The sequence below is a fragment of the Gordonia soli NBRC 108243 genome (assembly GCF_000334455.1).
GTDB lineage: Bacteria > Actinomycetota > Actinomycetes > Mycobacteriales > Mycobacteriaceae > Gordonia > Gordonia soli.
The window spans coordinates 43,580-56,644 of sequence record NZ_BANX01000028.1 but is presented as its reverse complement, the minus strand read 5'-3'; the positions used below and the strand labels follow the sequence as shown (position 1 = coordinate 56,644).

Genomic DNA, 13,065 nt, shown 5'->3' with positions numbered 1-13,065 from the left:
GAGACCAGGAGACAACCACACATGGAGAAGAAGTTCATCGGCGCAGGCCTGCTCTCGGGTCTGGTCGCCGGCATCGTCGCGTTCGTGTTCGCCCGGCTGTTCATCGAGCCGCAGGTGGCCAAGGCGATCGACTACGAAGAAGGACGTTCGCACGCCGAGGAGGCTCTCGAGGCCGCCGGTGGCGGCCACGATCACGGTGCCGAGGTGGTCACCCGGTCGGTGCAGGAGAACATCGGCGCAGGCGTCGGAACCGTCGTGTTCGCATTGGCGGTCGGGGCGATCTTCGCGGTCGCCTTCACCGTCCTCTGGGCGTACATCGGACGCCGCTACCCGGCCACCGATCCTCGTGCGGTGTCCGCCGCACTCGGCGTCATCGGCTTCGTCGCCGTGGTCGGCGTCCCGTTCTTCGCGTATCCGGCCAACCCGCCGGCCGTGGGCAACGACGACACCATCGGGGCCCGATCGGGTGCGTTCCTGACCATCACGCTGCTGTCGATCGCCTTCGCGATCGTCGCGGTGGTCGCGGCCCTCTGGTTGCGACCGCGCATCGGCGGGCTCGTCGGTGCCGTCGTCGGTGCCATCGGCTACCTGGTCGCGGTGACCATCGCCATCGCGTTGCTGCCGGAGTTCCACGAGGTGCCCGAACCGGTCACCGACGCACAGGGAACCATCGTGTTCCCGGGCTTCCCCGGTGGTGTGATCGGCGACTTCCGCGTCTACGCGATCGCCAACCAGGTCATCCTCTGGACGGTGCTGACCGTGGTCTTCGCGATCGTCATCGGAGTGTTCGCGCGATCTACCAGGTCGACCGCGGCCGAACGCGTCGAGGCCGACACGGCCTCCTGACACCTGCGATCGAGTGCGAATCCCGTCGCACACGGCTGATCACCGCCGGACGCACCGCGCCCAACCGCGCGGTGCGTTTCGGTGGTGCCCGGGTCGCCCTCGACCCGCGCGGACGCCGTGACGTCGGCGAGCTGATCGGCGATGTGGGCGACCCGACCCTTCTCGTCTGCGGTCCGGAGCGGCACGTCGCCGAGTCGGCGACCGTGCTGGGCGGCGGGTCCCGCATCGACGAGCGACTGCGGTCTCTGGATGTCGGCGCCTGGGACGGGCTGGCGCCCGACGACGTCGCGCCGGCAGACCTCGGCATGTGGTTCACCGACCCGACGAGTCGCCCGCACGGTGGTGAGACGGTCGCGGAGTTCGTGCGGCGCATCCATTCCTGGCGCGCGTCGGGGCCCCTTCCCGATGTCGTGGTCGTCGCGAAGCCGGTGGCACAGGCGCTCCTCTGCACCGACACCGATGCGTACTTCGCCACCGAGGTGCGCCCGGCGACCGTGTACGAGCTCGCGACCCCGATTTCGTAGAAGTTGTTCCCGGAATCCGGGAACGACTTCTACCGAATCGCGCGTCGTCGGCCAGCGGTAGGAACAGAATTTGCGATCTGTCTCTAGACAGTCATCGTGACTCCTGACACAGTAGTGATCGAAAAGTGAAACCTGTTCCAGGAGCGTGCGATGTTCGAATGGTCCGACGAGGACGAGATGGTCCGGGATGCGCTGCGCGCGTTCATCGACAAGGAGATCCGGCCACACGTCGACGAACTCGAGTCGGGGCAGCTGCCGCCGTACGACATCACCCGTAAGCTCCTCGCGACCTTCGGGGTCGACGCGATGGCCCGCGACAGCCTGGAGAAGGAGCTCGCCCGCGAGGCGGATCCCGATCACGACCCGTCGAAGAAGTCGGGCGGCGGCGGGGGTGGTCTCGGCGACTCGATGTTCCTGATCCTCAACAGCGAACTGGCCGGCGTCAGCCTCGGCCTGGTCGCGTCGATGGGCGTGAGCATGGGTCTCACGGTGTCGACCATCCGCGGAAAGGGGACGCTCGCGCAGAAGAAGCGCTGGCTGCCCGAGCTGGTCACGATGGAGAAGGTCGGCGCCTGGGCGATCACCGAACCCGACTCCGGCTCGGATGCGTTGGGCGGCATGAAGACGTCGGTGAAGCGGGACGGCGACGACTACATCCTCAAGGGCAACAAGACCTTCATCACCAACGGCCCGTACGCCGACACCATCGTGGTCTTCGCGAAGCTCGACGACGGTTCGGACACCCCGATGCGCGACCGCAAGGTGCTGTCCTTCGTGCTCGACAAGGGCATGCCGGGACTCACCCAGGGCAAGGCGTTCAAGAAGATGGGCATGAACAGCTCGCCGACCGGTGAGTTGTTCTTCGACGACATCCGAGTCGGTAAGGACCGCTTGCTGGGGGAGACCGAGGACACCGGCTCCGACAGCCGGGGCTCGGAGGGCGCCAAGGCCGGCTTCACCGCCGAGCGGATCGGGATCGCCGCGTTGTCGCTGGGCATCATCAACGAGGCGCAGCGCCTGTCCATCGACTACGCGAAGAGCCGCACACTGTGGGGGCAGGAGATCGGCAACTTCCAGCTCATCCAGCTGAAGCTGGCCGAGATGGAGATTGCCCGGATCAACGTGCAGAACATGCTCTTCAACGCCGTCGAGCGGTCACGGGCGGGCAAGCCGCCGAGTCTCGCCGAGGCGTCGGCGATGAAGCTGTACTCATCGCGCGCCGCCACCGATGTGGCGATGGAGGCGGTCCAGCTGTTCGGCGGCAACGGCTACATGGCCGAGTACAAGGTCGAGCAGCTCGCACGTGACGCCAAGTCGCTGATGATCTACGCCGGGAGCAACGAGATCCAGGTGACCCACGTGGCGAAGGGGCTGCTGCGCAGCTGATCTGCGCAGCAGCCGACCCTCACTCCGCGCGGTCGGTCACCAGCAGTACCCGGCCCCGACCGCCGTCGCGGAAGTCGACGTAGGCCTTCTCGGCGTCGGCGAGGCGATGCGTCGACCGGATCCGCGGGGCCAGGGTGCCCTGGTCGGCCTGTGCGAGCAGTGCGGCGAGGCGTGTGCCGTCCGAGGTCACGAATTGCGTGTGGACCGTGACGCCGTCGCGCGGCGGTGTGGCACCGACGACGACCTCGACGAAGGTGCCGCCGGGCCGGACGACACCGGTGGTGGCCCCGCCGAGGACTGCCGCGTCGAGGACCGCGTCGACCTGCGCGGTGCTGTCGGCGGCGATGAACTCGTCGGTCACGAACTCGACGCCGACACTCGCTGCGAATTCACGGTCCTGTTCGCGTCCGAGTCCGATCACACGCCATCCGCGAGCCACGGCGAGCGGGGCGGCGAATCCGCCCACCGCGCCGCCGATCCCGGTGATCAGCAACGTGCCCGCGGCCGGGCCCAGCAGATCCAGTGCCTGGTCGGCGGTCAACGTGTTGAGCGGTAGCGATGCGGCGTCGGTGAGGTCGAGACCGTCGGGCACGACGGCGATGTCGGTGGCCGCGAGCACGATCTCCTCGGCCTGCGGACCGACCGTCTTGGCGGTGCCGCCGGAGAGCCCGGCAACCCGTGTCCCGACCGTCAGCGACGCATCGGTCACCTCGGCGCCGACCTCGCTGATCACGCCGGCGACATCCCAGCCGAGCCCGAGGTCGCCTGCCTTCGTCCACCCCTGTCGGAGTGAGAAGCCGCCGATCACCTGATCGTCGATGGGGTTGATCGTCGCTGCGGTGACCGCGATCCGGATATCGGTCGGGCCGAGTTCGGGCGGGGTCACCGCCGCCACGCGGAGGTCGCCCTGCTGGTCGGTGAGGACTGCGGTGATGGTGCGGTCGGCGGTCATGGTCGCTCCTTCTCGTCGGACGTGAGTGCGCGTGCTGCGCGGTACCGTGACAACTCTGGACGTTGGGCTATCCGCTGGGAAGTAGGTACCTTGAAGTGCGTAACTCTCGCCGGGTGAGTGCAGACCAGGAGATGACATGCCGACGATGACCGCCGCACAACAGCGGCAAGAGGCCAAGCTCGCCTACGACGCGTACCTCGCGTTGTGCCCGAGCCGTCGGGTGCTGGAGCGCATCAGCGACAAGTGGGTGACGCTGGTCATGTGCGCGCTCGCCGATGGGCCGCAACGGTATTCGGAGCTGTCCCGCACGATCGCCGGGGTCAGTCCGAAGATGCTCACCCAGACCCTGCGCAACCTCGATCGCGACGGACTCCTGACCCGGGCGGTCACACCGACCGTGCCGGTGACCGTCGAGTACGCGATGACCGACCTCGGCCGGTCGCTGCATGCCCAGATCCAGGGGATCAAGATCTGGTCGGAGCAGCACATCGACGAGATCGATTCCGCGCGGGAGCGTTACGACGCCGCGGCGAGCGTGACCGACTGATCGCCCCCGGGGCATCACAGCTGACCGGCTCGCTGCGGTACGGATCGCCGGGGGCGATGACCGGCGTTGCCGTGTCGGATCAGATGTCGTCGACGGTGACCGGACGTCCGGTCGGGATCGCGAGAGCGATGACTGCGGCAGTCACGCTCGCCACCAACGAGATGGCCGCGGCCCACACATAACCCGACTCACCGGGCACCGACACCGGGCCCGCCGGAGTGGAGATCTCGATGGCCGACCACGTGAGGATCATCCCGACCGTGGCCGCCGACGCCGAGGTCCCGACCACTCGCATGAGGGCGTTGACGCCGTTGGCCTCGCCGGTCTGTTCCACGCGGACCACTCGCATGATCAGCGCGGGCATCGCCGAGTAGGCGATGCCGAGACCGGCGCCGATGATGCAGGCGACGGCGATGATCACCGGCCATCCGATCCGCCACGGGCCGATCAGCACGGTCAGGAACACGACGTAGCCGACACCGAGGATCCCGCCACCGACGGCGAGGGCGATCCGCGGTCCGTGGCGTGCGGCGATCCGCGCGCTGATGTTCGAGAAGACGAACATCACCAGACCACTCGGCGTCAGGATGAGGCTGGCGGTGACCATGTCCAGCCCCAGTCCGTTGGGACTCGATGTCGGGGCCATCAACAGCTGGATCGGGATGAGCTGCATCGAATAGAACGCGAAGCCGGCGGCGACGGACGCGATGTTGGTCAGCAGCACGGGACGGTGCATGGCGACCGCGAGATCGACGAGCGGGTTCGCCACGCGTCGCTCCACCAGCGACCAGATCACCGCAACGACGGCCGCGGCGCCGAACAGTCCCAGGGTGAGTGGACTGCCCCATCCCCAGGTCGCCCCCTTCGACAGCGGCAGCAGGATGCAGACCAGGATCGCGATCAGACCGATGGCGCCGACGGCGTCGAAGCGGCCGCCGACGCGCGTCGGACTTGCCGGGATGGTCCGTGCCAGGCCGACGCCGCACAGCACCGCGAACGCGGCCGTGACGAAGAAGAGTGCATGCCAGTTCACGTGCTCGGCGATGATCGCCGCGAACGGCAGGCCGAGTGCGCCGCCGATGCCCAGCGATGCGCTCATCGTCCCGACCGCGGAGCCCAGGTGCCGTGCGGGCACGATGTCGCGCATCACGCTGATCCCCAGCGCGATCGCACCGAATCCCATGCCCTGCAGCGCTCGGCCGATCAGGAACGGCAGCAGGGCGTCGACGACCGCGCACACCACCGAACCGGCCGCGACGCACGCCATGCTCAGCAGCAGCATCAACCGCTTGCCGTACATGTCGCCGAGTCGCCCCCCGATCGGGGTGATGGCCGCACCGACGAGCAGCGTGATCGTCAGTGCCCACGACGTGTTGTCGGCACTGGAGTGCAACATCGTCGGCAACTGCGGGATGAGGGGGACGATGATGGTCTGGGTCAGTGCGACGACGATCCCGGCGGTACACAGCAGGACCACCGCCAGACGCGGGGTGCGATCGGTCGGAGTCGGTGGTGGGGTGGTGGCCGTCGGATCGTCGCGACGCGTCGCGCTCACGGTCGCATCCACCTCCACGTCGCCATGCCGCCACGCTATCGGGTGGGGCGGGGCAGGACCGAACCGGAGTGGATCGGGTCACGCCGCGGTGACCGTACTCGCGCGTAGCCGATCCATTGGTCACAATCGTCGTCGTCGCCCGTCGACGTCCTGGTGTTCCACGCCGAATGCGCGTGGGACAGTCGGTCGGAGCCGCGAGACCTCGTGAGGCCACCGCGCCCGTGGGGGAGGGAGTAGTGATGTTCACCCGGATTGCCATCGTGAACCGTGGTGAGGCCGCCATGCGCCTCATCCGCGCCGCTCGAGCCATGTCGGCCGAGACCGGACAGCACATCGAGGTCGTCGCCCTGCACACCGACGTGGAGCGCACCGCCACCTTCGTGCGTGACGCCGACATCACCTACGACCTGGGACCGGCCGCCAACCGGCCGTACCTGAACCTGAAGACCCTGGAGCGCGCGCTGCTCGAGACCGGCGCCGACGCCGCATGGGTCGGCTGGGGATTCGTCGCCGAGGACCCGCGTTTCGCCGAGCTCTGTGAGCGGATCGGCATCACCTTCGTCGGCCCCTCGCCGGAGGCCATGCGCAAGCTCGGCGACAAGATCGGCGCGAAGCTGATCGCCGAAGAGGTCGGTGTGCCGGTCGCACCGTGGAGCGGTGGCGCAGTCGACAGCGTCGACGACGCCAAGGCCGCGGCCGCCCGGATCGGCTATCCGCTGATGCTGAAGGCGACGGCCGGCGGCGGCGGTCGCGGCATCCGCGTGATCACCAGCGACGACGAACTGGTGGATGCCTACGAGCGCACCCGCGCCGAGGCCGAGCGGGCGTTCGGCAGCGGCGTCGTGTTCCTGGAGCGTCTGGTCACCGGTGCCCGCCACGTCGAGGTACAGGTCATCGCCGACGGGCAGGGGACCGCGTGGGCGCTGGGGGTGCGCGACTGTTCGGTGCAGCGGCGAAACCAGAAGATCATCGAGGAATCCGCGTCACCGGTGCTCGCGCCCGAGCAGGCCGAGGAGCTCAAGCGGTCGGCCGAACGCCTCGCGCTGGCCGTCGGCTACCGCGGTGCCGCGACCGTCGAGTTCTTGTACCACCCGGGCGAGAAGCTGTTCGCCTTCCTCGAGGTCAACACCCGACTCCAGGTCGAGCACCCGATCACCGAGTCGACCACCGGCTTCGACCTGGTCCGTGCGCAGCTGTCGGTGGCGGCCGGCGTCCCGCTGTCGGGCGAGATGCCGCGTGAGCGCGGCCATGCCATCGAGGCCCGCCTCAACGCCGAGGATCCGGATCGCGACTTCGCGCCCGCGCCCGGCCGCATCGCCCGACTCGACCTCCCGACCGGACCGGGCATCCGCATCGACACGGGCGTCAGCGAGGGCGATGTCATCCCCGCCGACTTCGACTCGATGATCGCCAAGATCATCGCCGTCGGCAGCGATCGTGAGGAGGCGCTCGGACGCCTGCGCCGCGCGATGTCGGAGACCCGCGTCGTCATCGAGGGCGGCGCGACCAACAAGAGCTTCGTCCTGGAACTGCTGGACCGTCCCGAGGTGATCGACGGCAGCGCCGACACAGGTTGGATCGACCGGGTTCGGGCCGCCGACGGTCTCGTGGTCAATCGGCACGCCACCATCGCACTGGCCGCCTCCGCCATCGACGCGTACGAGGAGGAGGAGTCCGTCCAGCGCTCGCGGCTGCTCGCGACCGCCGCCGGTGGGCGCCCGCAGGTCCAGCATCGCAGTGGCCGGCCGCTCGACCTCAAGTTGCGCGGTGTCGGCTACCGCGTGCGGGTGGCCCGCATCGGCGCGCATCGCTTCCGGGTGGTCATCGAGGCGGGTGACCAGTCTCGCACCGCCGACGTCGATCTCGACCGTTTCGACGAGCACACCGCGCAGATGGTCCTCAACGACGTCCGCTACCGCCTGTTGATGGACACCCACGGGCCGGTGCGGTTCGTCGAGGTCGACGGAATCGCGCATCGCGTCAGCCTCGACGAGGGTGGCGTCCTGCGCGCTCCGGCGCCCGCCCTGGTGGTGGCCCTGCCGGTGGAGGTCGGTACCGAGGTGGAGGCCGGGGCCCCGGTTCTCGTCCTCGAGAGCATGAAGATGGAGACGGTGCTGCGGGCACCGACCCGCTCGCGCCTGCGCGAGTGCACGGTCTCGGTCGGGTCGCAGGTGGAGGTCGGCGCGCCGCTGCTGCGCCTCGAGCCGCTGTCCGACGACACCGACGACGAGGCCCACGCACCGGTCGAGGTGGCCGACCTCGAGCTCCCCGAGCCCGCACAGCTCGATGCCGCCGACCGCACCACCCGCACGCAGGAGGACCTGCGCAGCCAGCTGCTCGGGTACGACGTCGATCCGCACGACCGGTCCCGCCTGCTGCACGACTACCTGAACGTGCGCCGGGTCGCAGCGCAGGGCGGTCGCCGACCGCTGGCCGACGAGATCGAGTTGATCGACGTCTTCGCCGATCTCGCACAGCTGAGTCAGAACCGACTGTCCGACGAAGAGCTCGGCGTCGAGCACGTGCACAGCGCGCGGGAGAACTTCCACACCTACCTGCAGAGTCTCGACGTCGACCGCGACGGTCTGCCTGCGGCGTTCCACGATCAGCTCCTGAGGGCGCTACGGCATTACGGTGTCACGGATCTGGATCGCAGTCCCGATCTGGAGGCGGCGGTCTTCCGCATCTTCCTGGCGCTGCAGAACCCCGCCGACTCGGTGACCGTCGTCAGCGCGCTGCTCAAGGAGTGGCTCGCCGAGCCGACTCCGCGCGACGAACTGCGTGACGACGTCGCAGCCGGACTCGACGGGCTCGTCGCGGCGACGCAGGTCCGTTTCCCGGCGATCGCCGACCTCGCGCGCGCCGTGGTCTACGCCTGGTACGGGCAGCCGCTGCTGCGGCGCAACCGCGCCCGCATCTACAACGATGTCCGCAAGCAGTTGCGGCATCTCGACGGCGCGCCGGACTCGTCCGACCGCGACGAGCGGATCGCCGCGATGGTCCGCAGCACCGAGCCGCTGGTCCGCCTGCTGGGCCAGCGGATCGAGCGCGGCCATCTCGACAACACGGTGATGCTCGAGATCCTCACCCGCCGCTACTACGGGAACACCGGACTCAAGAGCGTGCGGACCCACCAGGCCGGTGGCACGACATTCGTCGTCGCCGAGCGCGACGGCGTGCAGTTGGCCTCGGCCGCGGTGAGTTTCGACAACGTCGCGGCAGCGGTCGGCGGGCTGGTCGAGCTGGCCAAGGACACCTCGTCGATGGACGCCGACATCTACCTCAGCTGGGAGCAGCAGCCCGACAGCTTCGACGAGATGGCCCGGGTCCTGCACGACATCGTCACCGCCAATCCCGGCCCGCACCAGTTGCATCGTCTGACCTTCGCCGTCGCCGGTTCGGGCAATGCGCGGATGCACCACCACTTCACCTTCCGCCCGTCGGCGACGGGGATGGTGGAGGAGCGGCTCATCCGCGGCCTGCACCCGCACATCGCGCGTCGGATGCAGATGGAACGCCTGCGCAAGTTCGACCTCACGCGACTGCCGTCGTCGGACGACGAAGAGGTCTACCTGTTCCGCTGTGTGGCCAAGGAGAACCCGGCCGACGATCGGCTGATCGCCTTCGCCCAGGTGCGTGACCTCGACGCACTGCGCGAGCACGACGGTCGCCTGATGACGCTGCCGACCGCGGAGACCACCCTGGCCTCCTGCGTCGACTCGATCCGTCAGGCCCGTGCCGACGGCAAGCGCACATCGGACACCAACCGCATCGTGATGTACGTGTGGCCCCCGATCGGCACCGCACCCGCCGACCTGCAGACGATCTCCGACCACATCTGGGCGACCACACGTGGAGTGGGCATCGAGGAGGTGCTGCTCATCGCGCGTCGTCGTGATCGCGTCAGCGGCACGCTCGAGAAGGTGACGGTCCGCTTCTCGGTCACCGCGACGGGCGGGTTCGATGTCGTCGTCGGCGACCCGACGGACGAGCCGATCGAACCGGTCGACTCCTACCGCCAGAAGGTGCTGCGCGCCGCGCGCCGCAACACCGTCTACCCCTACGAGCTCGTGGATCTGCTGGGTGCGTTCACCGAGCACGACCTCGACGACGCCGGGCAGCTCGTGCCCGTCGACCGGCCTCGTGGCAACAACTCCGCGGCCATCGTCGCGGGCATCGTCACGACGCCGACCGCCAAGCATCCCGACCAGGGGGTCACCCGCGTACTGCTGCTGGGCGATCCGACGAAGTCCCTCGGCGCATTGTCGGAGCCGGAGTGTGCGCGGGTGATCGCCGCCATCGACCTCGCGGACCGACTGGGGGTACCGGTCGAGTGGTACGCCCTGTCCTCGGGCGCCCGCATCTCGATGGACTCCGGCACCGAGAACATGGACTGGGTGGCCAAGGCGCTCAAGCGCGTCGTCGAATTCACCCAGGCGGGCGGAGAGATCAACATCGTCGTCGCCGGTATCAACGTCGGTGCGCAGCCGTACTGGAACGCCGAGGCCACGATGTTGATGCACACCAAGGGTGTGCTGGTGATGACGCCGGATTCGGCGATGGTGCTCACCGGTAAGCAGTCGCTCGACTTCTCCGGTGGTGTGTCGGCGGAGGACAACTTCGGTATCGGCGGCTACGACCGCGTGATGGGCCCCAACGGCCAGGCCCAGTACTGGGCGCCGAACCTCGCGGCCGCTCGCGACGTCCTGATGTCGCACTACGACCACACCTATGTGGCACCCGGTGAGGCCGGGCCGCGTCGCGCCACCACCACGGACCCGGTGGACCGCGACGTCCGCGACTTCCCGCATGTGCTGGCGGGCAGCGACTTCACCACGGTCGGCGACATCTTCTCGGTCGCGACCAACCCGGACCGCAAGAAGCCCTTCGACATCCGCACGGTGATGCGCGCCGTCGCCGATCAGGACCACCAGGTACTCGAGCGGTGGGCGGGGATGGCCGACGCGGAGACCGCGGTGGTCGCCGACGTGCACCTCGGAGGAATCCCGGTGTGCCTGCTGGGCATCGAATCGCAGGAGGTGCAGCGGCGCGGCTACAAGCCGACCGACGGGCCGGACGTGTACACGGCGGGCACGCTGTTCCCACAGTCGTCGAAGAAGGCGGCCCGCGCGATCAACGTCGCCAGCGGCAACCGACCGCTGGTGGTGCTGGCCAACCTCTCCGGCTTCGACGGGTCACCCGAGTCGATGCGCAAGCTCCAGTTGGAGTACGGCGCCGAGATCGGTCGTGCCATCGTGAACTTCCGTGGCCCCATCGTGTTCTGCGTGATCTCGCGCTATCACGGCGGAGCGTTCGTGGTGTTTTCCAAGGCGCTGAACCCGAACATGACGGTGCTGGCCATCGACGGTTCGTTCGCGTCGGTGCTCGGCGGCGCACCCGCGGCGGCTGTGGTCTTCGCCGGCGAGGTCGCCTCGCGGGTCGCGGCCGATCCACGGGTCCGTGCGGTCGAGGCGCGGATGGCCGAGGCCGCGGGAGCCGAACTGCCTGCGCTCAACGCCGAACTCGCCGACGTCCGGCAGTCGGTGCGCGCGGAGAAGATCAGCGAGGTCGCCGCCGAGTTCGACGGTGTGCACAGCATCCGACGTGCGGTGGAGGTCGGTTCGGTGGACGCCGTCATCGGCGCCGACGAACTGCGGCCCCGGATCATCGCGGCCATCGCCGGATTCGGCGGTGCCGCCGACAGCTGACCCTGTGATCTCGCCCGGGTCGGTCCGCGTCACCGGACCGGCTCGGGGCGGTACGGGATCGAGTCGCTGACACCGGGGTCGACCCGGATCGGTCTGCCCAGCTGGGGAAACGCCCGCTGCGGGCAGGCCGGCCGGTCGCAGACCTTGCACCCGGCGCCGATGGGCACCACCGTGCGTGGGTCGCGCAAGTCGACGCCGGTGGAGTAGACCAGTTCGTCGGCGTGCGCGAGATCGCAACCGAGGCCGACGGCGAATCCGGTACGGGGGCCGAGGAATCCGTGTCGGTCGTCGTCGGTGGTGCGTGCCAGCCAGAAATACGATCGGCCGTCGGGCATCTGCGACACCTGCGTGTGGATGCGTCCGGGCGCCGAGAAGGCGTCGTGCACCACCCACAGCGGACAGCTGCCGCCCACCCGGGAGAAGTGGAATGCGGTCGCCGACTGTCGCTTCGAGATGTTGCCGGCCCGGTCGGTGCGTACGAAGATGAACGGCACCCCGCGACTGCCGGGGCGTTGCAGCGTCGACAGCCGGTGGCACACGGTCTCGAACCCCACCTCGAACTGCAGCCCGAGCAGTTCGACGTCGTACCGTGACGCCTGCGCGGCCCGCAGGAACGGTCCGTACGGCAGTACCAGCGCCCCGGCGAAGTAGTTCGCTAATCCGATGCGTGCCAACGGGATCGACATCTCGTCGAGGCCGTCGTCGGCGGCCACCAACCGGTCGATGAGCTCACCCTGGGTGAGCAGCGCCAGCTGGGTGGCGAGTTGGAACGCCCGCTGGCCGGCCGTCAGTCGTCGGGCGAGGTGGACCACCCGGGCGGTCTCGTCGTACCGCCGTTTGGGTACGTGCGCCATCGTGGTCCGGCCCGGCTCGCCGGGGCCGCCGTCGCCCGGTTCGGTGTCGGACGTGATCGTGACCGAGATGCCGAACTCGGCGCGGAGCAGATCCGCGAGCTGTACGTCGAGTCCGCCGATCGACAGCCCGTGCAGTTCGAAGAGTTGCTCGGCGGCATCGTCGAGTTCCGGGATGTGGTTCTTGCGGTCGTAGAAGAAGTCACGGACCTCCTCGAACGGCATCGGCGGCAGGTTCGCCGTACCGGGATCGCTGACCTGGCCCCGGTAGGTCTCCAGCTCGGCGGTGGCCGCCATGAGTCGCCGGTGCAGCGACACCAGCGTCTGCCCGACGTCGGGCATCCGGGAGACCAGTTCGGCGACCTCGGAGCGTCGGGCTCGCCCTGATTCGGCGTGGGTGGCCAACGCGTCCGCGACGTCGGCGACGAGTCGGGCGTCGCCGTCGGCGGCGAAGTAGTTCGGGTCGAGGTCGAACTCGTGGGTCAGCGACATCAGGACCGGGACCGTGATCGGCCGCTGATCGTTCTCGAGTTGGTTGACGTAGCTCGTCGACAGGTCGATCCGCCGGGCCAGCGCGGCCTGCGACAGTCCCGCCTCGTCGCGCAGGCGTCGAAGACGAGCTCCGACGAACATCTTGGCCATGCGGGTCAGACTACGCGCAGGGGCGTACACAAGATTCACAGATTCGACGCCACC

The 13,065-nt window shown here is 68.9% G+C and carries 8 protein-coding genes; 5 read left to right on the top strand and 3 right to left on the bottom strand.

Going from position 1 to position 13,065, the window contains the following annotated elements:
* Positions 1-21 precede the first annotated feature (21 nt).
* The 3 genes from GS4_RS18085 (at position 22) to GS4_RS18075 (ending at position 2,756) form a co-directional block, all read left to right on the top strand.
* Positions 22-846 (top strand): CbtA family protein, encoded by an 825-nt coding sequence (locus GS4_RS18085; RefSeq protein ID WP_007623222.1) that lies wholly within the window; start codon positions 22-24, stop codon positions 844-846.
* A 71-nt stretch (positions 847-917) separates the two neighbouring features.
* Complete coding sequence (locus GS4_RS18080; protein ID WP_007623220.1) at positions 918-1,370, top strand: histidine phosphatase family protein; 453 nt, start codon at positions 918-920, stop codon at positions 1,368-1,370.
* Between the two features lie 150 nt (positions 1,371-1,520).
* Positions 1,521-2,756, top strand: coding sequence for an acyl-CoA dehydrogenase family protein (locus tag GS4_RS18075; RefSeq protein WP_007623218.1), 1,236 nt, complete (start codon positions 1,521-1,523; stop codon positions 2,754-2,756).
* A gap of 19 nt (positions 2,757-2,775) precedes the next feature.
* On the opposite strand, the gene GS4_RS18070 is transcribed toward GS4_RS18075, so the two are convergent.
* Positions 2,776-3,708: an NADP-dependent oxidoreductase gene (locus GS4_RS18070; protein ID WP_007623214.1), complete on the bottom strand. Its 933-nt coding sequence runs from the start codon at positions 3,706-3,708 to the stop codon at positions 2,776-2,778.
* Between the two features lie 136 nt (positions 3,709-3,844).
* Here GS4_RS18070 and GS4_RS18065 point away from each other — a divergent pair, with 136 nt between their 5' ends.
* A complete protein-coding gene (locus GS4_RS18065; protein ID WP_007623212.1) occupies positions 3,845-4,255 on the top strand; it encodes a winged helix-turn-helix transcriptional regulator in 411 nt (136 codons plus the stop codon).
* Positions 4,256-4,334: 79 nt separating this feature from the next.
* On the opposite strand, the gene GS4_RS18060 is transcribed toward GS4_RS18065, so the two are convergent.
* Positions 4,335-5,810, bottom strand: coding sequence for an MFS transporter (locus GS4_RS18060; protein ID WP_007623210.1), 1,476 nt, complete (start codon positions 5,808-5,810; stop codon positions 4,335-4,337).
* A 239-nt stretch (positions 5,811-6,049) separates the two neighbouring features.
* Between GS4_RS18060 and GS4_RS18055 the strand changes: the two genes are divergently transcribed.
* Entirely contained in the window at positions 6,050-11,518 is a 5,469-nt protein-coding gene (locus GS4_RS18055) for an ATP-binding protein (RefSeq protein ID WP_007623208.1), read from the top strand.
* Between the two features lie 29 nt (positions 11,519-11,547).
* Here the strand turns inward: GS4_RS18055 and GS4_RS18050 are convergent, their stop codons facing one another.
* Positions 11,548-13,011, bottom strand: a complete 1,464-nt coding sequence (locus GS4_RS18050) for a short-chain fatty acyl-CoA regulator family protein (protein WP_040511040.1) — start codon at positions 13,009-13,011, stop codon at positions 11,548-11,550.
* Between the last annotated feature and the right edge of the window lie 54 nt (positions 13,012-13,065).